The organism is Streptomyces sp. NBC_00887, assembly GCF_045207585.1.
On record NZ_CP108788.1, the window covers coordinates 2,905,057 to 2,930,811 of the forward strand.

18 protein-coding genes are annotated in these 25,755 nt (G+C 68.4%); 8 read left to right on the forward strand and 10 right to left on the reverse strand.

The window, feature by feature from the left end; translation table 11 throughout:
- Positions 1-5: 5 nt before the first annotated feature.
- The 3 genes from OG844_RS13260 to OG844_RS13270 all read right to left on the reverse strand — a co-directional run bounded on the left by OG844_RS13260 (position 6) and on the right by OG844_RS13270 (position 3,296).
- The gene (locus OG844_RS13260; protein WP_406396108.1) at positions 6-872 is read right to left on the reverse strand and encodes a carbohydrate ABC transporter permease; all 867 of its coding nucleotides are present in this window, start codon (positions 870-872) and stop codon (positions 6-8) included.
- 8 nt (positions 873-880) lie between these two features.
- Entirely contained in the window at positions 881-1,846 is a 966-nt protein-coding gene (locus OG844_RS13265; protein ID WP_406390119.1) for a carbohydrate ABC transporter permease, read from the reverse strand.
- A gap of 136 nt (positions 1,847-1,982) precedes the next feature.
- Entirely contained in the window at positions 1,983-3,296 is a 1,314-nt protein-coding gene (locus OG844_RS13270) for an extracellular solute-binding protein (RefSeq protein ID WP_406390121.1), read from the reverse strand.
- A 316-nt stretch (positions 3,297-3,612) separates the two neighbouring features.
- Between OG844_RS13270 and OG844_RS13275 the strand changes: the two genes are divergently transcribed.
- Complete coding sequence (locus OG844_RS13275; protein ID WP_406390123.1) at positions 3,613-4,614, forward strand: ROK family protein; 1,002 nt, start codon at positions 3,613-3,615, stop codon at positions 4,612-4,614.
- A 104-nt stretch (positions 4,615-4,718) separates the two neighbouring features.
- On the opposite strand, the gene OG844_RS13280 is transcribed toward OG844_RS13275, so the two are convergent.
- The 3 genes from OG844_RS13280 to OG844_RS13290 all read right to left on the reverse strand — a co-directional run bounded on the left by OG844_RS13280 (position 4,719) and on the right by OG844_RS13290 (position 8,181).
- Positions 4,719-4,991 (reverse strand): hypothetical protein, encoded by a 273-nt coding sequence (locus OG844_RS13280; RefSeq protein WP_406390125.1) that lies wholly within the window; start codon positions 4,989-4,991, stop codon positions 4,719-4,721.
- A gap of 157 nt (positions 4,992-5,148) precedes the next feature.
- Positions 5,149-6,264 (reverse strand): AI-2E family transporter, encoded by a 1,116-nt coding sequence (locus tag OG844_RS13285; RefSeq protein WP_406390127.1) that lies wholly within the window; start codon positions 6,262-6,264, stop codon positions 5,149-5,151.
- Positions 6,265-6,330: 66 nt separating this feature from the next.
- Positions 6,331-8,181: a glycoside hydrolase family 15 protein gene (locus tag OG844_RS13290; RefSeq protein WP_406390129.1), complete on the reverse strand. Its 1,851-nt coding sequence runs from the start codon at positions 8,179-8,181 to the stop codon at positions 6,331-6,333.
- Between the two features lie 106 nt (positions 8,182-8,287).
- Here OG844_RS13290 and OG844_RS13295 point away from each other — a divergent pair, with 106 nt between their 5' ends.
- The 7 genes from OG844_RS13295 (at position 8,288) to OG844_RS13325 (ending at position 20,051) form a co-directional block, all read left to right on the forward strand.
- Positions 8,288-8,890, forward strand: coding sequence for a TetR/AcrR family transcriptional regulator (locus OG844_RS13295; protein ID WP_406390131.1), 603 nt, complete (start codon positions 8,288-8,290; stop codon positions 8,888-8,890).
- Positions 8,891-9,018: 128 nt separating this feature from the next.
- Positions 9,019-9,942: a TauD/TfdA dioxygenase family protein gene (locus tag OG844_RS13300; RefSeq protein ID WP_406390133.1), complete on the forward strand. Its 924-nt coding sequence runs from the start codon at positions 9,019-9,021 to the stop codon at positions 9,940-9,942.
- 50 nt (positions 9,943-9,992) lie between these two features.
- The gene (locus OG844_RS13305) at positions 9,993-11,321 is read left to right on the forward strand and encodes an MFS transporter (RefSeq protein ID WP_406390135.1); all 1,329 of its coding nucleotides are present in this window, start codon (positions 9,993-9,995) and stop codon (positions 11,319-11,321) included.
- Between the two features lie 82 nt (positions 11,322-11,403).
- Positions 11,404-13,110 carry an aldehyde dehydrogenase family protein gene (locus OG844_RS13310; RefSeq protein ID WP_406390137.1) on the forward strand — a complete coding sequence of 569 codons (1,707 nt, stop codon included), beginning with the start codon at positions 11,404-11,406 and terminating at the stop codon, positions 13,108-13,110.
- 66 nt (positions 13,111-13,176) lie between these two features.
- Positions 13,177-14,751 (forward strand): long-chain-fatty-acid--CoA ligase, encoded by a 1,575-nt coding sequence (locus OG844_RS13315; RefSeq protein WP_406390139.1) that lies wholly within the window; start codon positions 13,177-13,179, stop codon positions 14,749-14,751.
- Between the two features lie 435 nt (positions 14,752-15,186).
- Complete coding sequence (locus tag OG844_RS13320; protein ID WP_406390141.1) at positions 15,187-18,921, forward strand: S8 family serine peptidase; 3,735 nt, start codon at positions 15,187-15,189, stop codon at positions 18,919-18,921.
- Between the two features lie 137 nt (positions 18,922-19,058).
- Entirely contained in the window at positions 19,059-20,051 is a 993-nt protein-coding gene (locus OG844_RS13325; RefSeq protein WP_406390143.1) for a helix-turn-helix domain-containing protein, read from the forward strand.
- A 38-nt stretch (positions 20,052-20,089) separates the two neighbouring features.
- On the opposite strand, the gene OG844_RS13330 is transcribed toward OG844_RS13325, so the two are convergent.
- From OG844_RS13330 to OG844_RS13345, 4 genes are read right to left on the reverse strand one after another with little or no spacing between them, the layout of a single operon-like run.
- Positions 20,090-21,370, reverse strand: a complete 1,281-nt coding sequence (locus OG844_RS13330) for a DUF2254 domain-containing protein (RefSeq protein ID WP_406390145.1) — start codon at positions 21,368-21,370, stop codon at positions 20,090-20,092.
- Between the two features lie 11 nt (positions 21,371-21,381).
- Positions 21,382-23,148, reverse strand: a complete 1,767-nt coding sequence (locus tag OG844_RS13335) for a cation:proton antiporter (protein WP_406390147.1) — start codon at positions 23,146-23,148, stop codon at positions 21,382-21,384.
- Between the two features lie 54 nt (positions 23,149-23,202).
- Positions 23,203-24,255: a cytochrome d ubiquinol oxidase subunit II gene (locus OG844_RS13340; protein WP_406390149.1), complete on the reverse strand. Its 1,053-nt coding sequence runs from the start codon at positions 24,253-24,255 to the stop codon at positions 23,203-23,205.
- Positions 24,255-25,730, reverse strand: coding sequence for a cytochrome ubiquinol oxidase subunit I (locus OG844_RS13345; protein WP_406390151.1), 1,476 nt, complete (start codon positions 25,728-25,730; stop codon positions 24,255-24,257). Before OG844_RS13345 ends, OG844_RS13340 begins: the two co-directional genes overlap by 1 nt.
- Between the last annotated feature and the right edge of the window lie 25 nt (positions 25,731-25,755).

Below are 25,755 nucleotides of genomic sequence, written 5' to 3' on the forward strand. Positions count from 1 at the left end.
GCAGGTCATTTGGTGGAACCGGCCGCGAAACCGCTGTAGATGAAGCGCTGCAGCGCAAGGAAGACGATCAGGGTGGGCACGATCACGACGATCGTGCCGGCGGAGATGGTCTCCCAGTGGGCGCCGAAGGGTCCCTTGAACCGGAACAGGGCGGTGGAGATGGTGCCGAGTTCGGGGTCCGGCATGTAGAGGAAGGGAACGTAGAAGTCGTTGTAGATCGCGATGCCCTTGACGATGACGACGGTGGCGATGGCAGGTCGCAGCATCGGGAGGATGATCTTCCGGTAGATCGTCCAGGAGTTGGCGCCGTCGATGCGCGCGGCCTCGTCCAGGGAGACGGGGATGGACCGGATGAACTGCAGGAAGATGTAGATCGAGACGATGTCGGTGCCGGTGTACAGCAGGATCGGTGCCCAGCGGCTGTTGAAGGCGCCGAGATCGTCGATCACCTGGAACGTCGCGACCTGTGTGGTCACGCTGGGCACCAGCGTGGCCAGCAGGAAGAGGCCCATCACCAGTTTCTTGAGGCGGAACCGGAAGCGGTCGATGGCATAGGCGGTCATCGAGCCGATCAGTACGGTCCCCGCAGTGGATACCACGAGGATCAGCGTCGTGTTACCGAACGCCCGCAGCATCGCACCCTGTTCGATGGCGGTGGCGTAGTTGGCGAAGTTGAACCAGTCACCGGGCAGAGACAGCGGTCCGCTGTTCGCCACCTCCGACTCGGTCTTGAGCGAGGTCAGCAGAACGACGACCAGGGGAACGAGGACGACGGCCGAAGCCAGGAGCAGTGACAGGTACTTGAGGACGACGGGAATCCTGGCCGGTACGGTGCGGTCGGCGCGGACCGTACGCCGGGACGGAGCGGACATGTCGGTGGTCACGAGAGCTCCACCCTCTCCTCGGGGAACAGCCGGCGCTGGACCCAGGTGATCAGCAGGATCAGGGCCAGCAGCACGACGGCCGACGCCGACGCCAGGCCGACCTTGTCGAACTGGAAGGCCAGCTTGACCGTCTGGATGACGAACGTCTCCGTGCCGTTGGCGCCACCGGTCATGATGTAGGGGATCTCGAAGACGGCCAGGGAACCGGAAACGGCGAGGATGAAACTCAGGCTGATGATCGGCTTGATGCTGGGCGCGATGATGTGGCGGAACTGCTGCCAGCGGTTCGCCCCGTCCAGCTCCGCCGCCTCGTACAGGTGCGGCGGAATGGACTGGATCGCACCCAGGAACAGCACCATGTTCAGACCCGTGAAGCGCCAGACCGACACCCCCGCGAGCGAGGGGTTGGCCAGGTCCGGGTCGCCGAGCCACAGGTGCTTGCCCTCCGCCCCCACCAGGCGCAGCAGCGTGTCGAGCGTGCCGTCGGGCTGGAAGAAGTACAGGAACACGAATCCGACGGCCACCCCGTTGATCAGGTAGGGAAAGAACAGCAGGCCCTTGAACAGGTTGCGGTACCGGGTGTCGAAACTGAGGACCGTGGCGAAGTACAGGGCAAGCGCGATCTGGAGGAACGACGCCGCCAGGTAGAACCCGCTGACGAGGAACACCTCGAACCGCGCGGGCTGTGTCACCAGGTCGGTGTAGTTCTCCCCGCCGACGTAGGAACGCCAGGGGCTGATGCCGTCCCAGTCGGTGAAGCTGTAACCGATCATGTCGGCCACCGGCAGGAACGTGAACGTCAGCAGCAGCGCCAGGGGTGCGGACAGGAAGAGCCAGGGGGTCAGGGCGGCGGCATGGCGGCGCCTGCCGGCGCGTGGCCTGCCGGGGGCGGATTCCGTCGGCGGTGTGCTTCGCCGGCCGCCGGCCTGCCCCCGGGCACGGGTCTTGTGGGCAACGGTCATCTCATGGTTCCTCGTGGTGGGTTCCCTGTCGGGCGGAGATCGGGGCCGGGGCACGGCGAGCGGTTCACACGGCCCCCCGCCCGGGCGGGCAGGAGCACGCCTGCCCTGGTCGGGGTCTCACCGTGCCGCGGCATGGTCAGCCGCCGAGGGTCTGCTGGGCCTCGGCCCACTTGCCGTTCAGCTCGCCGAAGTAGCTGTCCACGTCACCGTCGGCCGCGCCCCGTGCGATGTCGACCAGCTTCTGCCGGTAGCCCTGCCCGGTGATGCCGATCTCGGACGCCTTGTCGACCTTGTTGACCTCGACGATGTTCTCCTGGTTCTGCGGGATCATCATGACATCGTTGTCGGAGAACGTCTTGAGTGTGTCCGGCAGCGGAGCGCCCTTGACCGAGGAGATGGACCCTTCACTGGCGGCCTGGCCCGACCTGGTGATGAACCAGTCAAGCCACGCCCGGGCCGCTTCCTTGTTGTCGGAGTGCGAGTTGACCGCGTACTGGTAGTCAGGACGCAGTACGGAGCAGAACGTTCCGTCGCGCTGTGCCGGGAACGGCATGAACGCGATGTCGTCGGGGTTCTTCCCTGCGGCCTCCGCACCGGCCCGCATCTGGGAGATCGCCCAGGACCCCAGCCACATCGACGCGACCTTGCCGGATCCGATCTGCGCCTTGGAGTCTTCCCAGTTGGTCGTGGTCGGGTCGGGCTCTGCCAGCTTCTTCTCGACGATCTCGTAGAGGAGCTTGTCGATCTGGTACAGGTCCGATCCACTGCTCCAGGGCTTCTTGGTCTTCGCCAGCGAGTCGTAGGCCCCGGAGTCACAGGAGGGCGAGCCGATGGCGTTCGTCCAGTTGGTGAGCGGCCACCCGTCCTTGTAGTTCGTGTAGTAAGGGACGGCGTCCGTCTTCGCCTTGATCGTCGCCAGGTCCGCGACGAACTCCTCGGGCGTAGTGGGCCAGTCCTTGACGCCGGCCTTCTCCCAGACCGCCTTGTTGTAGACGAACCCGTTGGCCACCCCGATGTTGGCCAGGCCGTAGACCATGCCGTCCACCGTGGCGTGGTCGGTGTAGTCGAACTTGGCCGACAGGCCGACGGAACCGCCGAGCGGAGCGAAGAAGTTGGGGTACTGCTCGACGGAAAGGGAGTTGGGGATCAGGAGGACGTCACCGTAGTTCTCGGTGTTCATCCGGATCTTGGTCTCGCCCTCGTAGTCGGTCAGGCCCTCGAACTTGACCTTCACGCCCGGGTAGAGCTTGTTGAACTCGGCCGCGTACTTCTTCAACGAGCCGTCAGCGATCTGGTCCGTCCTGTTGGTCAGGACCGTGATGCTGCCCGACACCTTCGCGGGATCGCTCGGTGGAGCCGCGATCTCGCCATTCGGCGCGTCCCCCTGACCACTACATGCTGTGACAGCGACCAACGTCGCGGCCACCAGAACAACGCGCACTCTGCGCATTTCCTCCACCCCTCACTGAACGGCTTTCGGTGTCACGCCCAGGTTGGGTGCCGAATCGGCGCCCGCTGTCCCGGCCTGATGAGCGCTCAACGTAGGGGTAACACGGCAGCAATGTCCATAGACCGGTCCACCTGAATTTGACGCCTCCCTAGCCCCCTGAACAGCGGCTTTACTAAACGTTGGCTAAATCGATCGCAACGTGAACGCGCTTTTCGAGAAGGATTCGACGAGGACTGGACAACGTTGTCAGACGGTGGTCGGATGTGGTGTCCCCAACCGGACCACGCATGCCACTCCGATCCAGAGGGTCATCACCATGAGTAGTCATCGGTCGGCAGTTCAATCCCCGGACAGTGACCTGATCGCCGCCCTCGACATCGGCGGAACCAAGATCGCGGGTGCCCTGGTCGACCGGGACGGCGTCCTGTTCCACCGCGTGCGCCGCTCCACCCCGGCGAAGGAATCCGCTGACGCACTCCTCGACGCGGTGTACGAGGTGGTGGGCAGCCTGGCCGCCAACCCCCTCTGGGGACGTGTACGCGCAATGGGCATCGGCAGCGCCGGCCCGATCGACCTGGCACGCGGAACCGTGAGCCCCGTCAACATCCCTGCCTGGCGGAACTATCCCCTCGTCGAGTCCGTCGGAAGGCATCCAGCTCTCTCCCGCCGGCACGTGATGCTGGCGGGCGACGCCGTGGCAATGACCGCAGCCGAGCACCGCCATGGCGCGGCACGCGGACACAAGAACGCACTGTGCCTCGTGGTGTCCACCGGTGTGGGCGCGGGCCTGGTTATCAACGGCGGCGTGCACCACGGGATCACAGGTAATGCCGGCCATCTCGGGCACATCAGCATCGACTTCGACGGTGACCCCTGTCCGTGCGGCGCGAGAGGTTGTCTGGAAGCCATCGCCAGCGGTACCGCCATCAGCCGGCACGCCCTTGCCCTCGGCTGGCAACCGCCACTGACAGCGGACGCAGACGCGACGGCGGTGGCGGTGGCGGCTCGAGCCGGGGAACCGGCTGCTCTCGCCGCGTTCGATCGGGCGGCGCGCGCACTGGCGGCGGGTATAGCCGCCACGGCAGCGCTGGTCGAGATCGACATCGCCGTGGTCGGCGGCGGTGTGGCTCAGTCCGGCGAGGTGCTCTTCGAACCGCTCGCTCGCCACCTGCGACGCTACGCGGCCATGCCGTTCCTGCAGGAGCTGCGCGCCGTGCCGGCTGAACTGGGGCCCGACGCCGGTCTTGTGGGCGCCGCGGTGCTGGCGGCAGCCGGAGTGCCGGCCGTCACGACAATGCTGGTTGACGGCCGCCGGTAGCCGGTCGCCGGTCGCCGGTCGCCGGTCGCCGACAATGTACTGGTCGACGCGTCTACGGTGTCAGTAGTCCTACTGCCCCTGTTCCCACGAACGCGGACCACGCGTCACCCCGTCGACTCGTCCGGGGTCGGATGTTCCGGGTGGACGCCTGCGTTGCGGGCGGCGCTGCGGCCCGAGCCGGCTTCGTCGGGGTCCGGCTTTTCGTCGTCGGGCTCGGCATCCGGTTCCGCTTCGGGACGTTCGGCACCCGGCGGGAGGACCACGTCGAGCGCGTCCTCGCCCTCCTGTACCTGCTGGTCGGGCATGTCAGCGGGTATCGGGGGCGGGCTGCCCTCCGCCCCGGTGTAGGCCGTTCCCTTGGGCCTGCGGTCGGTCATGTCGTTGCTCCTGTCGGTGCAGGCCCCTCCTGGTGCGGGTGGGCCGGTGTCGCACCTCGCGTACCCCCTGCGCCCCGGACGACGCGTGTGCCCATCGTCACCAGCGCGCCGCCGAACGAGAACACCGACATGACCTGGCCGGAACAAGCCGGGAACGCTACGGCTGAGAGCCGACGCCGATCGGCGACGCATCCACTTCCGGCTCCTCCTGCGGAACGCTGAGCTGCTCGCGCAGGTAGTTCCAGACCACCGCGATCAGGGCGGCGACGGGTACGGCGAGCAGGCTGCCCACGATGCCGGCGAGACTGCCGCCCAGGGTCACCGCCAGCAGGACCACCGCAGCGTGCAGGCCGAGTCCGCGACTCTGGATCATGGGCTGGAACACATTGCCCTCGAGCTGTTGCACCACGACGATGATCGCCAGCACGATCAGCGCGTCGGTCAGCCCGTTCGACACCAGGGCGATGAGAACCGCGACGAAGCCGGCGAACAGAGCACCCACAATGGGCACGAATGCGGAGACGAAGGTCAGCACCGCGAGAGGCAGCACCAGCGGCACTCCCACGATCCACAGGCCGATGCCGATGAGGACCGCGTCGAGCAGGCCGACGTACGCCTGGGAGCGCACGAACTCACCCAGAGTCCGCCAGCCACGCGCCGCGACGGTCGGAACGTCGGTGGCGAGCCGGCCGGGCAGCTGGCGGGCGAGCCACGGCAGGAACCGGGGGCCGTCCTTGAGCATGAAGAACATCAGGAAGATCGCCAGGACGGCGGTGACCACGCCGTTGACCACGGTGCTCACGCCGGTGACGACGGTGGTGACCATGCTGCCGATGCTGTCCTGGATGCGGGCGGCCGCGGAATCGGACGCACCGGCGATCTGGTCGTCACCGATGTTGAGAGGCGGTCCGGATGCCCACTCGCGCAGTTTCTGGATGCCTTCGACCACGCCGTCGGCCAGCTCACCGGACTGGGAGGCCACCGGCACCGCGATCAGCGCCGCGACCCCTGCGGCAACCAGGAGGAACAGCACGGTCACCACGGAAGCGGCGAGGGCCGGGGGCCACCCGCGTCGGCGCAGGTAATGCGCCAGGGGCCAGGTCAGGGTGGTGAGCAGCAAGCCGACTATGAGCGGCCAGATGACCGACCACATGCGACCCAGTGTCCATACCGCCACCGAGGCCATGACGATGACGAGCAGCAACTCGCCTGAGACACGCGCCGAAACGCGGAGCGCGGCGCGGGATTTGGTGGAGCTCAACGTGGCAGACATGCGAGCCACCCTATGGGCCGCCTGTCCCTGCCCGGATCGAGCCCTCCTTCCAGGGGTGACGTGAAGCTACGCCCCGCCCCCACGCTCCTCATTGAGCCTCGCGTCCAGGGTGATCGCCGCGTCGATCAGGGCCAGGTGCGTGAAGGCCTGCGGGAAATTGCCCAACTGCCGCCCCGTCAGGCCGATCTCCTCCGAATACAGGCCCAGGTGGTTGGCGTAGGTGAGCATCTTCTCGAGCACCAGCCTGGCCTGGTCGGTGCGTCCCGCCCGCGCCAGGGCGTCGACGTACATGAACGTGCACAGGGAGAAGGTGCCCTCGGAGCCGCGCAACCCGTCAGGTGACGCCTCGGGGTTGTAGCGGTAGACCAGGCTGTCGCTGACCAGTTCGCTCTCCATCGCGTCGAGCGTGGACTTCCACATCGGATCGGCCGGCGTGATGAAGCCGACCGTCGGCATGCGCAGCAGCGACGAGTCGAGCACGTCGTCGCCGTAATGCTGTACGAACGCCTGCTTCTTGGGGTCCCATCCCCGGCTGAGCACCTGCGCGTAGATCTCGTCACGCGCGTCCACCCAGCGGCCGCGGGCCGCGGGGCGGCCGTCGTCGGTGGCGATCCGGACGGCCCGGTCGAAGGCCACCCACGACATCACGCGTCCGTAGGTGAAGTCCTTCTGGCCGCCACGGGTCTCCCACAGACCTTCGCCGGGCTGGTCCCAGTGGTCGACCAGCCAGTCGAGAAGGGTGTGCAGCGCGGTCCAGCCCCCGTGGTCGAGGTGCATGCCGTGCTGGTGCGCGAAGTAGATGCTGTCGAGTGCCTCACCGTAGATGTCCAGTTGCCGTTGGGTCGCTGCTCCGTTGCCGATGCGGACCGGGGCGGAGCCGCGGTATCCCTCCCAGTGGTCGAGGGTCTCCTCGACCATGTCGGAGGAACCGTCGACGCGGTACATGATGTTCAGTGGCCCGGTACTGCCTTCGCCTTCACCGGCCTTTTCCTTCACGCGCTCGTGCAGCCAGCTGATGAACGCCGCCGCCTCTTCCTTGAATCCCATGCCCAGCAGGGCGTACACGGAGAAGGACGCGTCGCGGATCCAGGTGAACCGGTAGTCCCAGTTGCGCTCTCCGCCCAGTTGCTCGGGCAGAGCCGCTGTGGGGGCGGCGACCAGGGCGCCGGTCGGTGCGTAGGTCATGAGCTTCAGCGCCACAGCCGAACGCTCCACCGCCTCCCGCCAACGGCCCGAGTAGGTGGACTGACCCAGCCACGAGCGCCAGAACTGAACTGTCTCGTCGAAGAGTTGCTCGAACTCCTCCACTCGGACCTCGTGCGGCGGCCCGCCCGGTGACGATTCCATGACCAGTCCGCGCTGCTGTCCTGCCTGCAGGGTCAGAGTGAAGCGCAGGTCGTTGTCACTCGGGTGAATGGTCAGCAGCCGCTCGTCCTGCGGCTCACGGACGGCATGAATCGCAAGGTCCATGTCCTGTGAAGTGAACACGGCCCCGTGCTCCGTGATGTGCAACTCGTGCGGCGTGCGGCCGTAGTCGAAGCGCGGAGCGATCTCCCCTTGGAACGTCATGCTGCCCCGGACACAGCGCAGCATGCGGACCAGACGGTGCCGGTCGGTCGCGGTCTTGCCGGTGATCGGCATGAAGTCGACCACCTCGCCCGCCCCGGCTTCGGTCATGAAACGCGTGACCAGCACGGCGGTGTCCGGGTGGTAGAGCTGCTTGGTGGTGTAGGTGTCCGCGGCCGGCCCGACGGTGAAGTGCCCGCCCTTCCGCCGGTCGAGCAGGGCACCGAAGATGCTGGGCGAATCGAAGCGCGGACAGCAGAACCAGTCGATCGTCGCATCCGTGGTCACGAGAGCCGCGGTCTGCAGATCACCGATCAGACCATGGTTCTCGATCAGGGGGTATTCATCCATTTTGTGCCCCTTTCGGCCCCGGTGGGCAAGCCTAGGTCAGCGAGGGCCCCCCGTCCTGGCGAGGATGCGACGCGAGGTGGCGCGGCGGAGACCGTAGTCTCTGCACATGGCGAGCATGCAGGCGGACGGGGCCGTACGAGGGCCGGGGCGACCGCGCGAGGAGCGGGTCACCGGAGCCGTTCTCAACGCTGTTGTGGACCTGGTCACCGAGCAGGGGATCGCGGCGGTCACGATGGACACCGTCGCGGCACGGGCCGGGGTGAGCAAGCCCGCCATATACCGGCGGTGGCCCACCAAGCAGGATTTGATCATCGCCGCCGCGGAAACCCGCATCGGCACCCTGTCGGTGCCCGACCTGGGCGACTTCCGCGCCGAGCTCCGCTTCGTACTCACCGCTCGTCTGGAGGCTTACCGGCTGCCGGGTTCGGACCGGCTGATCGCAGGTCTCATCGGGGCGTCGGCCGACGCGGGTGCGGCGCGGGGCCAGTACGCGGAGTACACCGAGCGGATCACGAGCGAGACGAGGCGCATCCTCGAACGCGGGATCACCCGCGGCGACGTGGCCCCGGACACCGACGTCCGGGCCGCGGCCACCCTGGTGGCCGCACCACTGCTCTTCCGGCTGATCGGCGAGCTGGAGATGCCCGACGCCCGCCTCGTGGACGCCTTGGTCGACCTCGTCGCCCGGGCGGTCGGCACGGGCGGCTGACGGCTCCCGGCCTCGGCTTTTCCGGCTTTTCATTTTCATGTCGCACGGACCCTTGCTTCCCCACGCCCTAATAACGATACTCCCCGTAACGATATTCAGGCCCCCCAGGCCGCCACCGTGGAGGACTCATGGACAGCGTCGTCACCAGCCCCGCCCCCGCGCTCGACAAGCCGCTGATGCACTATGGCAAGCGGACGCTCGACCGCATCGCACCGGGCACCGAGCAGCCCGCCTACGGACTTCTGGACGTCTACCCGCTCACCCCGCACATCGGCGCCGAGGTCGAGGGCGTCGATCTCTCGCGCCCGATCGGCGAGGACCTCGCGGATGAGATCCGGCAGGCCCTGCTGGAGTGGAAGGTGCTCTTCTTCCGCGACCAGCACGCCTTCGACCCGCAGTCCCAGCTCGCGTTCTCCGCCCTGTGGGGCGAGCCGGAAGCCAACCCCTTCTTCCCCAAGGGCGACACCGTCGGCGTCTCCCGTCTGGCCAAGGACGCCATGGCCACCGGTACCGAGAACATCTGGCACAGCGACCACTCGTTCATGGCCGCGCCGGCGCTCGGCTCCGTCCTGCGTGCCGTCGAGGTCCCCTCCGCCGGTGGGGACACCATGTGGGCGGACATGGCGGCCGCCTACGACAACCTCACCGAGTCCATGAAGGCCCGCATCGAGGGCCTCACCGCCGTGCACGACTGGGTGCCGAGCTGGGGCGCACTGATGACCGAGGCCCAGGTCGCGGTGCACCGGGCGAACCTGCCTGCCGTCGAGCACCCGGTGGTCGTCCGCCACCCGCGCACCGGCCGCAAGCTGCTCTACGTCAACGAGCCCTTCACGACCCGGATCGTCGGCGTTTCGGACCTGGAGAGCCGTGAGCTGCTCGACGAGCTCGTCCTCCAGGCCCGTATCCCCGAGTACCAGGTGCGCTTCCGCTGGCAGCCGGGCTCCGTCGCGATCTGGGACAACATCGCCACCCAGCACTACGCGATCAGCGACTACTACCCGCAGCGCCGTGTCATGGAGCGCATCGCCATCGCCGGCGTCCCGCTCTCCTGAACGTCCTCCCAGCCCCTCCTCCCCTCCCATCCAGTCTCCGCGGAGCCCTTGTGACCGACACCGATGTCGCACCCGCTGTGCCCGCCGGCCCCCCGAAGGCGCCGAGCAGTACGAGACGCCGAGCGTGGATCGTCACCGCGCTGCTCGTCGTCTTCATGATGATCAACTTCGCCGACAAGTCCGTGCTCGGTCTCGCCGCGGAGGAGATCCGACAGGACCTCGACCTGTCCGCGTCGGCCTTCGGACTCGCCAGCAGCGCCTTCTTCCTGCTGTTCTCGATCTCCGGTGCCGCGGTGGGGCTGCTCGCGGACCGCGTACGGCCCAAGTGGCTGATCCTGGCGATGGCCGTGCTCTGGTCCATTTCCCAGGCCCCGATGGCGGTGGGAGGAGGGCTCGCGGTGCTCATCACCTCACGTGTCCTGCTCGGCGCTGCCGAGGGCCCCGCCTTCCCCGTCGCCCAGCAGGCCACCCTGTCCTGGTTCCCCAACCACCGGCGCAACCTGCCCGGGGCCTTGATCGTCCTCGGGATCACCCTGGGGGTCCTGGTCGCCGCTCCCGTGCTGACGTGGGTGATCCAGAACCACGGTTGGCGCTCGGCGGTCGCCGCCGTGGCGCTCGTCGGTGTCGTGTGGGCACTGCTGTGGATCCCCTTCGGCGGGGAGGGGCCGTACGCGGTCGCCTCGGACACCGGCCGAGGGAAGGACGAGAAGGCGGTGGCAGAAGCGGGGCAGGGTCCGGACCGGCCCAAGATGCCGTACCGGCGGATCCTCGCGACACGGACCTGGATCGGTGCCACGGCCGCCTATTTCGGAACCTACTGGGTCATCGCGTTCGCCCTGGTCTGGCTCCCCTCCTACCTCCAGGACGCGCTGGGCTACAGCTCGGGAGGGTCCACCCAGGTGGTGATGCTGGTCTGGGGTCTGGGCGGGGTCGTGGTGCTCGGGCAGGCAGGCCTGACCGGATGGCTGTTGCGCCGCGGGACCGCGAGCCGGTGGGCGCGCGGCGGAGTCGGCGGCGTTCTGCTTCTCGTCGGCGCAGCGGCATGCCTCGCCCTGCCGGTGGCCCCGGCCGGTGTCGTGACCGCCGTACTCCTGGTCGCGGGATTCGGGCTCGCCGGAGCGATGAGCAGCGTCGCCGTCACCACCGTCACGGAACTGGCTCCGGCCGACCGTCGCGGCGGCGCCCTGGGCATCATGAACGCCGTGGTGACCACCGCCGGTCTGATCGCCCCGACGCTGATCGGGCGCCTCGTGGACACCCACGGTACGGAGGGTTACACGTACGCGGTCCTGATCACCGGCGCCGTGCTCCTGCTGAGCGGAGCGGCCGCCCTCACGTTGATCGACCCGGACCGCGACGCCCGTCGGCTGTCCGTGTGACCACTCGCGCGGGCCTGCTCCTCGCACTGCGCACGGGACAGGCCCGCGCCTCCCACTCCCCCACCTTCCGCAAGGAACGACGTTGAACACAAGCGCCCTCGACACCTCCTTCCTCGACCGCACGGTGGCCCACGTACGCGGCAACGCCGAGTCCTGGTCCACCACCCCGCTCACCGAACGCATCGCCCTCCTGGAGAGGCTGCAGCCCCGCATCGTCGCGCGTGCGGCCGACATGGCCGGCGCGGGCGCCCGGGCGAAGGGGTACGGACCGGACTCCCCCTGGGCGGCCGAGGACTGGATCGGCGGCCCCTGGGCCCTTTCCCAGAACACCGCGGCGTATCTCCACGTCCTTCGACGGATCGCCGCGGGCCGGGACCCCCTGGCCGACAGAACGGTTCACGAGGAGAACGGTCGCACCCGCGTGAACGTTTTCCCCGCCACGGGTTGGGACTCCTTGCTGCTCAACGGGTTCAAGGCCGAGGTGTGGATGCGCCCCGGCGTCACCGCGGAGCAGACGCGTGCCTGCGCCGCGGGCGAGTACCGGGGCAGGCAGGGGGCCCCGGCCCTGGCCCTGGTGCTCGGCGCCGGAAACGTCGCCGCGATCACCGCGCTGGACATCCTGCACAAGCTCTACGCCGAGGGCCAGGTCGTCATCGCCAAGATGAACCCGGTCAACGCCTATCTGCGCCCCCACTTCGAGTACGTGTTCGCCGAGTTCGTCGAACGGGGCTGGCTGGCCTTCGTCGACGGCGGCGCGGCCGAGGGCGGCTATCTGTCCCGCCACGAAAGCGTCGACGCCATTCATGTCACCGGCAGCGACCGTACCCACGACGCCATCGTCTGGGGCACCGACGAGGACTCCGGACAACGCCGCCGTGACGACCTCCCGTTGATCACCAAGCCCTTCAGCAGTGAGCTGGGCGGCGTGAGTCCCTGCATCGTGGTGCCGGGGCCATGGAGCGACGCCGACTTCCGCTTCCAGGCCGAACACATCGTCACCAGCAAGATGAACAACTCCGGCCACAACTGCATCGCCAGCCAGATCCTGGTCCTGCCGCGCGACTGGGACGGCACGGAGCGACTGCTCGACGAGGTCCGGCGAATACTGCGCGAACTGCCTCCGCGCACCGACTACTACCCGGGCGCCGCCGACCGTCTCGCCTCCGTACGAGCGGCCCATCCGACGGCGGAGGCACACGGCGACGACTGCCGGCTGCTCGTAACCGACATCACCGACCACGACGACCCCCTCGTCACCGACGAGGTCTTCGGAAGCGCCCTGGGGGTCGTGCGCCTGCCCGGCGCGACTCCGGCCGAATTCCTACGTCACGCCGTCGACTTCGCCAACGCCACCCTCCCCGGCACTCTCGGCGCAACCTTGATCGTCCACCCGAGGACCGAGAAGGCCGAACAGGAGGCCATGCGCACCGCCGTCGTCGAACTGCGCTACGGCACAGTGGGCATCAACTGCTGGTCGGCGGTCGGCTTCCTGCTCGGCTTCACCCCCTGGGGTGCTTTTCCCGGCCACACCCGCCAGAACATCGGCAGCGGCATCGGCTTCGTGCACAACGCGTTCATGCTCGAGGACGTCGAGAAGACCGTGCTGCGCGCCCCGTTCACACCGGCCCCGCGTGGGCTGGTCACGGGCGACCCGTCGCTGTCACCGCGCCCCCCGTACTTCGTCACGCACCGCACGGCGCTGACCACGGTGGAGCGCCTCACCGACTTCACGGCGGCGCCGAGCCTGACGAAACTGCCCGCACTCTTCGCTGCCGCGTTGCGGGGCTGACCCCGGCCATCGGCGGCCCACACACCCGTACCGCCCGCCCGCAGCGACATCCCCTACGGAGACCTCATGCTCAATCTCGCCACCCTGCTGGAGAACAGCGCCCGTACCGTGCCCGACCGTGCGGCGGTCGTGCTGGGCGTGCAGCGACTGACCTACGCGGAGTTGGACGCGGCCGCCCGCCGCGTGGCCAATCTGCTGCACTCGCGCGGTATCGGACCGGGCGACAAGGTCGCCCTGTCCTGCCCCAACCTCCCGTATTTCCCGATCGTCTACTACGGCATCCTCAAGGCCGGAGCGGTGGTCGTCCCGCTCAACGTACTGCTCAAGGGCCGCGAGATCGCCTACCATCTGGCCGATTCCGAAGCCAAGGCCTACTTCTGCTTCGAGGGCAGCGCGGACCTTCCGATGGGCCAGGAGGGCTGGTCCGGTTTCGGTGAAACCCCCGGCTGCGAGAACTTCTTCCTGATGACCGCCGCCCCCACCGAGCACTCCCCCATAGCGGGCACCGAGACCCTCACCGCGGCACTGACCGACCGGAGCACGGACTTCGAGACGGTGGCCACCGAGCCCGGTGACACGGCGGTCATCCTGTACACCTCCGGCACCACGGGCAAGCCCAAGGGCGCCGAGCTCAGCCACTCCAACCTGATGCTCAATGTGCTGACCTGCCACAAGTTGTTCGGCGAGGTGGAACACGACGTGCACTTGATCGCCCTGCCGCTCTTCCACTCCTTCGGCCAAGTCGTGCAGATGAACGCCGGCCTCGCCTCGCAGGCGACGCTGGTACTGCTGCCCCGCTTCGACGCCCAGTCGGCCCTGGCCCTGATGCAGCGTCATGCGGTCACCTTCTTCGCGGGTGTTCCCACGATGTACTGGGCTCTGCTCGAAACGGAGGCGCCCGACGTGGACCTGTCCCGGATCGCCGGGAACCTGCGGATGGCCGGGTCGGGGGGCTCCGCGCTGCCGGTCGAGATCCACCGCCGGTTCAGCGAGCGCTTCGGGGTCACCATCCTGGAGGGCTACGGCCTCTCGGAGACCAGCCCGGTCGCCACCTTCGCCCCGCGCGGCGAGAAAGTTCGCCCGGGCTCCATCGGACGCCCGGTCTGGGGCGTGGAGGTGGACCTGGTCGACAAGGACTGGGCACCGGTACAGGAAGCCGACGCGATCGGCGAGATCGTCATCCGCGGCCACAACGTCATGAAGAGGTACCACAACCGGCCCGAGGCGACCGCCGAGGTGATGCGCAACGGCTGGTTCCGTACCGGCGACCTGGCCCGCCGCGACTCCGACGGATGGTTCTACATCGTGGACCGGGCCAAGGACATGATCCTGCGTGGTGGCTTCAACGTGTACCCGCGGGAGATCGAGGAAGTTCTGCTCACCCACCCGTCCGTGAGCATGGTGGCCGTCATCGGCGTACCGCACGACCGCCACGGCGAGGAGGTCAAGGCATGCGTGGTACGTGCGCCGGGAGCGACGCTCACCGAGGATGAGCTGATCACGTGGTGCAAGGAGCAGATGGCCGGCTACAAGTACCCCCGCATCGTGGAGTTCCGCACGGCCCTGCCCACCAACGCCACCGGCAAGATCCTCAAGCGCGAACTCAGGGACGCGGACCATGCGACCGAAGCAGGTCGATGAGCACGCCGTCCGGCAGCGCCGACTGCATCGACAACGAGCCCGCCATCTGACGGAGGGGCGGGCCGAGGGCCGTTCCGGGGGTACGCAACCCCCGGAACGGCCCTGGCCCACGTCTCCTTCGGCCTCGAAGCACCCGCCGGTGAAGACCACGTGTCAAAGCACCGGAAGCGCGTCCGCGCCGAGTTCGGCATTCCTAATTGTCAGGTGCACGCCATTCATCGGGAGGCTGGGCAACTGGGCCGGAACTCACCGCAGTCAGGCACGCGCGCAGCGATCCTCCCGGCGAGTTCCTGGCGTTCGCCGTCACGTTCACCGGGCCGACAAGTGAGCCTTGCCCGTATACAGGCCGATTTTGTCTGGCAAGTCATTGCCATGGCAACGACTTGCCGCCATCAAGCCTTCACACCGGACGTCGCCGCCGGATAAACCCATGGCATGTCCTCCCCCTCTCAGCCTTCCGCCTTCCGGCGCAGGCGCTGGCAACTGATCTCGGTTGCCACCGCGGTGCCGCTGCTGGCGTCGGGGCTTGCCGTTCTGCAAGCACCCGCACAGGCCGCTCCGAGCAAGCCCTCCGTTCCCGCCAAGCCCTCGGCGACCCACAAGGTCACCCTGGTCACCGGCGACGTCGTCACGGTCACCACGATGGCCGACGGCAAGCAGACCGCAGACGTCGACCGGCCGGACAGCGCCGTCGGCGGCGTGAAGATCCAGAAGATCAAGGGCGACCTGTTCGTCATCCCGGACGAGGCCGCGCCGCTCCTCGGCACGGACAAGCTGGACAGGCGGCTGTTCAACGTCACCGACCTGATCGAGATGGGCTACGACGACGCGAAGTCGGCCGCGGTGCCGCTGATCGCGACGTACGACCGGTCGAAGTCCCGCTCGTCGGTCGAGCCGACCGCTCCCCGGGGCAGCAAGCTGACCCGCAAGCTCAAGGGCATCAGCGGTGCCGTGCTCAGCACCGAGAAGCGGCAGACCCGCACCTTCTGGAGCAACGTCGCGCCGCAGGGCAGTGCGAAGTTGGGCGCCGGTGTGGCGAAGCTGTGGCTCGACGGTCGGGTGAAGGCCAACCTCAAGGAGAGCGTGCCGCTGATCGGCGCGCCCGAGGCCTGGGCCGCCGGGTACAACGGCAAGGGCGTCAAGGTGGCGGTGCTCGACACCGGTATCGACGCCGGCCACCCCGATTTCGCCGGCCAGATCGACGACACGGCCAGCTTCGTGCCGGGTGAGGGCGTCACCGACGTCAACGGGCACGGCACGCATGTGGCCGGCACGATCGTCGGTTCCGGAGCCGCCTCCGGTGGCGACAACAAGGGCGTCGCCCCGGGCGCCGACCTGTACGTCGGCAAGGTGCTCGGCGGCGTGGAGGGCTACGGCCAGGACTCCTGGATCATCGCCGGCATGCAGTGGGCCGCCGAGACCGGTGCGGACGTCGTCAACATGAGCCTCGGCGACTCCTACCCGACGGACGGCAGCGACCCGATGTCGCAGACGGTCGACGCGCTGTCCGCGCAGTACGGCACACTGTTCGTCATAGCCGCCGGCAACTCGGGCCCGGAGAGCATCTCCGCCCCGGGCGCGGCCGCCTCGGCGCTGACCGTGGCCGCCACGGACAAGCAGGACCAGCTCGCGAACTTCTCCAGCACCGGCCCGCTGAGCTACTCCGGCGCCATGAAGCCGGACATCGCGGCACCCGGCGTGGACATCACCGCAGCCCGCTCCCAGGACATGACCGACGGTGGTGAGGGCCTCTACCGCACCATCAGCGGTACCTCGATGGCCACCCCGCACGTGGTCGGTGCGGCGGCGATCCTGGCCCAGCAGCACCCGGACTGGACCGGCGCGCAGCTCAAGGAACACCTGATGAGCACCGCGAAGGGCCTGGACGCCGGGTACTCCCCGTACGAGGTCGGCACCGGCCGCCTCGACGTGGCCGCCGCGGTGCGCACCACGGTCCGTGGCACCGGATCGCTCTTCTTCGGCAACTACACCTGGCCGCACAAGCCGGAGGACGTCGCCGTCACGAAGGACCTGACGTACACCAACACCGGTTCCGCCGAGGTCACACTGGACCTGGCTCTGACCAACGAGGGCGGACCGTTCGCGCTGGGAGCCACCACGGTGACCGTCCCCGCGGGCGGCACCGCCGCCGTCCCGGTGACCGGTGACCCGCAAGCCGCTTCGGCGGGCCGGCACGTCGGCTTTGTGACAGCCACCGACGCGGCCACCGGGAAGCCCGTGACCCGCACGTCCGTCGCGCTGCTCAAGGAGGAGGAGCGCTACGACCTGAACATCGAGCTGGTCGGCCGGGACGGCAAGCCCGCCAGCGGCTGGGTCGGAATCAACCTGGCCGGCGACTCCTGGCCGTGGAACGTGTACGTCGAGGGCTCGACCACGATGCGCATGGCACCCGGCCAGTACACCGTCGCGGGGTACCTCGACGTGGCCGGCGAGAAGGCGGACCGCTCGGGCGTGGCCGTGCTGGTCGACCCGGAGACCGTGCTCAAGGACAGCCCCGCGAATGTGGTGCTGGACGCGAGCAAGGCGAACCTGCTGCAGACCGAGGCGCCGCAGCGCACCGAGGACCGCCAGCGCAAGGTCGACTTCAACGTCCACTACAAGGGCCTCGACCCGTACATGGACTACCGCAGCGCCTACGTGGTGCCGCCGACGTACGACGACGTCTACGTCGCCCCGACGGAGCCCATGAAGCAGGGCGAGTTCATGCTGATCACCCGCTGGCGCAAGGGGGAGCCGCAGCTCGGCCTGAGCACCTTGGGCGGCCGGCTCCGCTTCGACGCCATGGTGCAGGCGGGCAGCTCCCTGGGCACCGCCACGGACACGCTGACCGCCGTCCACGCGGGCAACGGCGCGGCGACCGCGTACGAGAAGGTCGACGCCAAGGGCAAGGTCGTCGTCATCACGCGCAGCGACGAGGTCTCGCCGCAGGAGCGCACCGAGGCAGCGGTCGCGGCCGGTGCGAAGGCACTGATCGTGGTCAACGACGGTGTGGGGGGCCTGACGGAGTACGTCGGCGAGTCGCCGATCCCCGTCGCCACCGTGCACCGCGACGCGGGCAAGGCCCTCATCGCGACGGCCAAGGCCGGCATCTTCAAGCTGACGGTGAAGCAGACCGAGCACACGCCGTTCGTCTACGACCTGACCCGGGACTACCCCGGCCAGGTCCCGGACCGGGATCTCGTCTACAAGCCGTCCCAGCGGGACCTCGCCCGGATCGACGCCCGCTACTACTCAGCCACGAAGGGCAAGTTGTCGGAGGGCTACCGGTCCGACTTCACCCTCAACCCGTCGTTCAACATGCCCGAGCTCGAGTGGCACCCGGGAACCCGCACCGAATGGGTGACCCCGGGCCAGGTCTGGAGGGAGTTCCACGCACAGGGTGTCGACGGCCCTCTGCCGTGGGTGATGGTGTCGGGCGACAACACGTACGCCAAGGGCAGCACCAGCCGTCTGAACTGGTTCGCTCCGTTGACCCGCCCCGCCCAGAGCGAGTCCTTCGGTGTGTACAACTCCCGTTGGCAGAACTACATGACCTGGAACGTGCAGGCATGGGCCTCCGCCAGCGACAACATGCGGCTGGGCGGCTACCTGCCCTGGGGGGAGACGCCGTCCCACCTGCAGGTGTTCCAGGGCGACAAGCTGATCCACGACAACCCGGTCAGCGGGGACATGCAGTGGGTGGAGGTGCCGGCGGGCAACCTTCCCTACCGCACCGTCCTCGACGTGGAGCGTCCCGGTGACGTCTTCCGACTGTCGACGCGCACCCACTCCGAGTGGACGTTCATGTCCGACACCGTCGACTCGGACTACTTCGAGCCGTTCTCGGTGCTGAACCTGGACTACGAGCTGGAGTCGGACCTGCACGGCGACGTCAAGGCCAACTCCACGCAGCGGATCGCGCTCGAGCCGGTGTCGATGAACCTCGACACGGTGCCGGGCAAGGTCACCACGGTGAAGCTGGACGTCTCGTACGACGACGGCGTCACCTGGCAGAAGGTGACACTGTCCAAGGGCTCCGGCGGCTACTGGAACGGTTCGTTCAAGACGGCCAAGAAGCCCGGCGGCTTCGTGTCGGTCCGCGCGAGCGCCGCGACGGACCGCGGCTACAGCGTCAAGAACGAGATCATCCGGGCGTACGGCCTGCGATGAGCCGCACTGTCGGGCCCCGGGGAGGCGACTCCCCGGGGCCCTTCCCCTCGCACCTGCTCCCAGCTGGGACTATTCAGGGACTGCCACCATGGCGCATACTCTCCCCGCTGCGGCAAGCAAGGGAGAGTCGGTCGCCGATGCTGGATGTTCTGGGCCTCGAACCCGATGACGAGCGCGTCTACCGGGCGGTGCTCGGACGGCCGAACTCCACCACGGTGCTGCTGTCGGATGAGCTCGACATGCCGCAGGCCCGCATCGACAAGGCCTTGTGTCATCTGGTCGGGTGGGGACTGGTGATCAGGTCGGCGGACGAGCTGTTCACCGCCGCGCCGCCTGCCATGGCCCTCGGCGCTCTCATCAGCCAGCGCCAGGACGGCCTGCGCATGGCCGAGCAGGCACTGGTGACCTTCGCCGAGGAACACCGGGCGGCGATGACCGGGAACAGCATCAGCGATCTGATCGAGGTCGTCACGGGCGTCGACGCCATCCGGCATCGCTTCCTCCAGGTGCAGCAGGCAGCCCGCACGCAGGTCCGCACCTTCATCACCGCACCGTTCGTGGCCGTGCCGCCCGGCGAGAACTCGGCCGAACCCATGGCCATCGGCCGCGGCGTGCACTTCCGTGCGGTCCTGGACAGGGCCGTGCTGGCCGAACCGGGCATCATCGCCGATGCGGTCGATTCCATGCGCCAGGGCGTGCAACTGCGGGTCGCCGACCAATTGCCGATGAAGCTCGTACTGGCCGACGCCGACCTCGGCCTCGTTCCCCTCGCGGTCACGCCGGCCGGGGAACCCGGCGCCGTGCTGCTGCACCGCAGCGGCCTGCTGGATGCGCTGGACGCGCTGTTCGAGACGGTATGGCGCACCGCGCACCCGCTCGAACTGTCGGGAACCGGCGGAGAATCCGAACCCGCCGTCGGACTCGGGCCGGAAGGCCCGACCGATCTCGACCGGAAGATCCTTGCCCTGCTGCTGGCCGGCCTGACCGATCCGACGGCCGCGACTCAGCTCGGTCTGTCACCACGCACCCTGCACCGCCGCCTGCGCCACCTCATGGACATGGCCGGGGTCCGGACCCGGATGCAGCTCGGCGGCCATGCCGTCCGGCACGGCTGGGTGGAGCCGAACTGAGCGGGCGCTCGGGCCCGGCGTGAGCGGACCCCCACCAGCTATCCACTAGGCCGGGACCGGCCGCCCACGCCCTGGCTGTCGGCCGTCTGTCCAGCGACACGGCGGGCCGCATCGGGGAAGGCCCGTTCCACCGATTCTCGCAGGAGATCCCCCTCCACTCGGACTGCCGGATGGTGGGTGGGCGGCAGGCTGTCGAGCAACCCGTCGAACAGGGCGCGCAGCCTTCGGCAGACCTGCATGGACGTCGCCCCGTAGTCGCGGATCTCGGAAACGGAGAGCTGGAGGTAGTCCTCCCACGTCCTCCCCCGCAGCACGAGTCGCGGCCTGCCGTCGTCACCGGCCAGCACATGCCGGTCGGACAGCGGCGACTGACCGATCCGGGTGAGGAACGACTCGATGTGATTGAGGACCTGTACGGCGGTGGTGGGGTCGTTCACGGCGGGCGACAGGGCGCGGATGGCGATGTCCACGAGCACGCGCACGGCGAAGGCCGGGTCCTGCTCGATCGTCCGCTCGGGACCGAGCGCGATGAGACCGGTCACGCGCTCGTCGTCGGGGGTGGACGTGCCACCGTGGACTTCGACGAGGACGGCGCCCCGGGGGACGTAGTCACCGATCAGGTGGGGCACGGTGAACACGCAGTCGTGGCGCGTGGCGAGTGCCAAGAGGCCGTCGGCGTGGAGGGCCTGGAGGGCCCCGCCGGAAGTTGCGCGGACGGCGGTCATCCGTACGTCCCGCACCGGAGTTTCACCACTGTGCGGGGCTGAGGCCCTGACCGCCTCCGCCCCGTGCTCGAAGACGTCCTCCCCCATGCGGCCGACGAGATCGGCGATGGCGACCGGCCTGAGGTTGTGCGTGAAGCGGTTGAGATAGATGAGCAGCAGCAACAGGCTGACGGCCACGGCCGCGCCGGCGAGGGTGACCCCGAGGTCCGGCACCGAATTCGACTCGATACTGCGCAGCAGGGAGAAGGAGAACGCGAACGTACCGGTGAAGGTGGCCAGCACGGTCTTCTGCAGCCGGTCCCTGTACCAGAGGCGCATGTACCGTGGGGACAACGTTCCGGTGGCCTGCTGAATGACGAGAACACCGATGGTCACGACGAATCCCAGAAGGGCGATCATCGCCCCGACGATGGAGCTCAGTACTCCGCTCGCCGTCGTCGCCGAATAGCGCCAGCCACTCGGTGGCCAGTCCGCACTGTCAGCGGTGACGGCCAGTTCGGCCAGGACAACTCCCAGAACGAGACCGAACATCGGCGCGATCCACAGGTTCGCCTTCACGTATTGCCGCAGCCGGAACGCGGACGCCCAGGACATCACGATGCGCCTCACTTCCCGGTGCCGGAGGTCAGCAGCACAACGCTGTCGCTTTCCCCGGGAGTCACCCGCCGCTTCTCGGTAACGGGTTCCAGCTTCAGGTCCTCACGCACCACGAAGAGGGTTTCGCTCCCGGGCGGCATCGGATCGGAAGCCGGCTGAACCAGGAACCGCGCGCCGGCTTCGTACCGCGCGGCCAGGTTGTGGCGAACGAGCGGTCTGCCGAAGAGGATGTCCCCGCCGGTGTAGGGAGCCACGACTCCGAGGCTGTCGTGAGGAGGCCCGACCCGGTAGACGGGTCCTTCGACGCTGTCCTGCATCACGACCGAAGCGAGCGCGTTGAAGTCGTCGTCGTTCGTCGCCAGGTAGACCGCGGTCACCCCCTCCAGCCGGGCACCCGGGTTGGTGGCCGTTGCGAGCAGGTCACCCTCGGCGAGTTGGATACCGGCGTCCGTGATCACTTGGCGCTCCTGGGCGCGGCCTGCCCACATCAGCAGGTCGAGGCCGGCGGAACGCAGACTCCTCCCGAGGTCCACCACCCACGGCTCACCGCCCACGAGCAGGATCCGTGTCCCGGTGGGTTTGACGATGCCCAGCCTTCTGGCCACCGGTGCCGCACTGAGGGCGTACAGGAGGACCGTGCCGACGATCACGAGGAACGTGACGGGAAGGATTCTGGCTGCCCCGTCCACTCCCCTGTCGACGAGGCTCGCGGAGAACGCCGTGGCTGTGGCTGCCGCGACGATGCCGCGAGGGGCCATCCACCCTACGAAGGCCCGCTCGCCGGCCGTCAGTCCCGAGCCCGCGGTCGAAACGTACGCGACGAGGGGGCGCACCACGAGGACCAGGATGGCGATGAGGGCGAGTGCGGGCAGGAGCACCGGCACCAGGGAGGCAGGCGTGACCGTGGCGGAGATCGAGACGAACAGGAGACCGATGATCAGCTGGACCAGCGTCTCGAAGAAGGGGCGCCGTGCGGGCATGTCGAACCCGTTGATGTTGGTGACGGCGAGCCCGATGACGATGGCGGCGATGAGTCCCGTGTCGTCCCTGATGATGTCGGCGACGGCGGACACCGCGATGACGGTGGCCAGCTGAGCCAGCGTCCCGAGCGTCTCGCCGAGCCGCAAGGTGCGCAGCGTCAGCCAGAGCAGCGCGGTCCCGACCGCCCCGCCGATCAGCCCGACGGCCATGCTGATGGCGAACTGACCGATCTGGTAGCCGCGGCCGATGTCGACCTGGTGGGTGGTGGCGATGGCGTGGAAGACCAGTGCGCCCAGGATGCCGCCGATCGGGTCGGTCAGGGTCCCTTCCCAGATGAGGATGCGGCGCACCTTGTCCGTCGGCCGTACGAAGTCGAGGAGGGGGCCCACGACCGTGGGACCTGAGACGACCAGAATCACGCCGAGCATGCAGGCGACTCGGAGAGGCATGTCGAACATCGCCGGCGCCACGGCGGACGTGACGAGGAACGTGACGAGCACTCCGAGCAGCAGCAGTCGTCCGACGATCCACCGTGTGCGGCCGGTCAGTTTGCGCAGGTTGAGCCCGAGACCGGCGTCGTAGAGGATCACCGCCACCGACATCGACACGAGGACGCCGAAGTTCTGCCCCATCAGCTGGTCGGGGTGGACGACGTCCGTCAGGGCGCCGGCTGCAAACCCTGCCGGCAGCAGGATGATCAGAGCGGGCACGCGCAGTCTGCTCGCCAGGATCTGTGAGCCGGTGGCGAGGACCACGGTCAGTGCGATCCCGAGCAGGATCTCGTCGTCGGTCACAGCAACCCCCTTCGGTGGAGTCCTGACGCAGGAGAAGTTCGGCCGTACCGACGGTCAGGTGGTTCCGGCCCTGCCGCCTTGAGATTCGCCGCCTCTCCGCAGGTCGGCCTCGGACAGTTCTTCCAGATCACCTCTGGTGTCGAGCCAGTACAGGAAGACGACGGCCGGTACCACGATCACCAGCGCGACAAGGGTGACGAACGCCAGCCACGTCAGCGTGGCCGACGCGCCCGCGCCTTCGGCGACGGTCAACGATGTCGGGAGGAGGTAGGGACGCTGAGCCATGCCCCAGGCCAGAACCGCGCACGCGATGGCGCCGACGGCAGAGGCACGGGCCCAGCCGCCCGGTCTCCGCACGAGCAGCCACGCCGTGATGAGAGCAGCCACCGCACCGGCGATACCGAAGGCCAGCCCCACCCCGCGGGTGAGCCCGTGCCACACGTGCGGGGCGTCCTCACGGGTGACGAACAGGGTGATCACCACCAGCACGACGAGCACGGCAAAGCTCACCAGCCCGCGCCGCCGGAAGTAGCCGATCAGGTCGGGTGCGTCGAAGCGGCGGGCGTCCCCCGTCAGGAAGACGGCGCCCAGGAAGGCAGTCGCGGCGACGGCGATGAGGCCGAACATGACCGAGGTGGGGTTGGACCAGGCGTCTGCCGACGCCTCCGTACCCAGTTTCACCCGGCCTGAGGCGACACCGCCCACGGCGGCGCCGAGGAAGAACGGCGTCACGAGCGAGGCGCAGGCGAACACGGCACCGTAGAGACGCCGTTCCGCGAGCCGGCGGGCGACCTTGCGGAAGGCGAAACCGGCGCCGCGCAGGACGAGGCCCACCGCGGCCAGGGCCAGAGGCAGCCACATCGCGGAGAACACGGCCTGGAACAGGGTGGGGAAGCCGGTCCACATGATGACGAAGACGAAGATCAACCAGACGTTGTTGACCTCCCACACGGGTGCCATCGCGTGATCGATGAGCCATCGCGGGCGCTTGCCGCGTTCGGCGTCTCCCGCGGTCAGGTCCCAGAAGCCCGCCCCGTAGTCGGTACCGCCCGCGCAGGTGTACGCGGTGACGGCCAGCAGCAGCACCACTGCCATCAGGTCGGCCATCACCGCCCGTCACCCCGGGACCTGGTGGAGCCACCGGCGGCGCTGTCACCTGCGGGGACAGCCGACCGGGGGCCGTACGGACTGTCTGTCTCCGGCTCGTCCGCCGGATGCCCTGCGGCCTGCTGTGCGTCGGCGAGCCGCCATCGGGTGCGCAGCTTGAGGAGAACGGCCAGGAGCGAGCCGAAGATGAACACGTACACGACGATCACCAGACCGAGCATGATCCACAAAGTGGACGATCGCGTCGCCGTCACTGCCTCGGCCACGCGCATGTTCTGGTAGACGATCCAGGGCTGGCGTCCCACCTCGGTCGCGATCCAGCCGCATTCCACAGCCACCACCGAGGCCACACCCGCGCAGGCCGCGCTGCGGTAGAACCACTTGGACTCGGGAAGCCTGCGGTGCCGCAGCCACACCAGGCCGTACCAGAGCGCGAGGAGGACCAGGGCGGAGCCGATGAGGACCATGATGTCGAAGGCCCAGTGCGCGATCGTCGCCTGAACCACGGTCGGCCGTTCGTCCGGCGGCACGGAGGTCAGCCCGACGACTTTGGTGTCCGGGCTGAATCCGGCCAGAACGGAGTCGAGGAGCGGAACCTTGATGCCGCCCGAGACGGAACCGTCGGAGTGCAGGCGACCGAACAGGTACTCCGGTACGCGGGTGTCGGTCTTCCAGACGATCTCCATGGCCGCGAACTTCACCGGCTGCTTGTGGAACACCGACCGGGCGATCGAGTCGCCGAGGACGAACTGCACCGGGGTCGCCACCGCGGCGATGGTGAAGGGAATGGTGAAGCCGAGCCGGTGGTAGCGGTCACGACGTCCCCTCAGCCGGCCGACCGCGTAGACGCCGGCCACCATGTAGCCCGCGGTCAGCAGCATGGCCACGACGAAGTGCCAGTACTGCGGCCCGAACATAGGCGTGAAGATCGCCTTCCAGATGTTCACGTCCGTCGGCTTGCCTGCGGAGTCGAGGGAGAAGCCCTGCGGTGTGTTCATCCAGGAGTTGGCCGCAAGGATGCCGAATGCCCCGAGCAGCGCGGTGGCCGGGAGCGGCAGCCCGAGCAGGAAGTGTGTCCGGGGCTTCAGCCTCCGCCATCCGTAGAGATAGATGGCGATGAGCACCGCTTCGAGGAAGAACGCCCAGGCCTCGACCCCGAAACCGATTCCGAAGACGTCGCCCCACCGGCCCATCAGCCCCGGCCAGAGCAGACCGAACTCGAAGGAGAGCACGGTGCCGGTGACGACACCGACGGCGAACTGCACCGCCATGACCGCCGACCAGCGTCGCGCCAGCAGGAGCGCTGTCGCGTCCTTGTGGCGCAGCCCGCGGTAGTGCATGACCAGGGTGATCAGGGGAAGGGCCACGCCCAAGGGGACCAGGATGATGTGGGAGGCCAGGGTGAAGGCCATGAGTTCTCTGGCCGGCAGGAGCTGATCCGGTGTGCCGGCCAGCAGGTGGACCGAGGTGTGCATAACCGCCTTCGCTGTTCGGGACCTG

Excerpts from the sequence above, each read along its gene's own strand:
- OG844_RS13260 (WP_406396108.1), bottom strand. The coding sequence starts at position 872 with ATGTCCGCTCCGTCCCGGCGTACGGTCCGCGCCGACCGCACCGTACCG.
- OG844_RS13265 (WP_406390119.1), bottom strand. The coding sequence starts at position 1,846 with ATGACCGTTGCCCACAAGACCCGTGCCCGGGGGCAGGCCGGCGGCCGG.
- OG844_RS13270 (WP_406390121.1), bottom strand. The coding sequence starts at position 3,296 with ATGCGCAGAGTGCGCGTTGTTCTGGTGGCCGCGACGTTGGTCGCTGTC.
- OG844_RS13275 (WP_406390123.1), top strand. The coding sequence starts at position 3,613 with ATGAGTAGTCATCGGTCGGCAGTTCAATCCCCGGACAGTGACCTGATC.
- OG844_RS13280 (WP_406390125.1), bottom strand. The coding sequence starts at position 4,991 with ATGACCGACCGCAGGCCCAAGGGAACGGCCTACACCGGGGCGGAGGGC.
- OG844_RS13285 (WP_406390127.1), bottom strand. The coding sequence starts at position 6,264 with ATGTCTGCCACGTTGAGCTCCACCAAATCCCGCGCCGCGCTCCGCGTT.
- OG844_RS13290 (WP_406390129.1), bottom strand. The coding sequence starts at position 8,181 with ATGGATGAATACCCCCTGATCGAGAACCATGGTCTGATCGGTGATCTG.
- OG844_RS13295 (WP_406390131.1), top strand. The coding sequence starts at position 8,288 with ATGGCGAGCATGCAGGCGGACGGGGCCGTACGAGGGCCGGGGCGACCG.
- OG844_RS13300 (WP_406390133.1), top strand. The coding sequence starts at position 9,019 with ATGGACAGCGTCGTCACCAGCCCCGCCCCCGCGCTCGACAAGCCGCTG.
- OG844_RS13315 (WP_406390139.1), top strand. The coding sequence starts at position 13,177 with ATGCTCAATCTCGCCACCCTGCTGGAGAACAGCGCCCGTACCGTGCCC.
- OG844_RS13320 (WP_406390141.1), top strand. The coding sequence starts at position 15,187 with ATGTCCTCCCCCTCTCAGCCTTCCGCCTTCCGGCGCAGGCGCTGGCAA.
- OG844_RS13325 (WP_406390143.1), top strand. The coding sequence starts at position 19,059 with ATGCTGGATGTTCTGGGCCTCGAACCCGATGACGAGCGCGTCTACCGG.
- OG844_RS13330 (WP_406390145.1), bottom strand. The coding sequence starts at position 21,370 with ATGTCCTGGGCGTCCGCGTTCCGGCTGCGGCAATACGTGAAGGCGAAC.
- OG844_RS13340 (WP_406390149.1), bottom strand. The coding sequence starts at position 24,255 with ATGGCCGACCTGATGGCAGTGGTGCTGCTGCTGGCCGTCACCGCGTAC.
- OG844_RS13345 (WP_406390151.1), bottom strand. The coding sequence starts at position 25,730 with ATGCACACCTCGGTCCACCTGCTGGCCGGCACACCGGATCAGCTCCTG.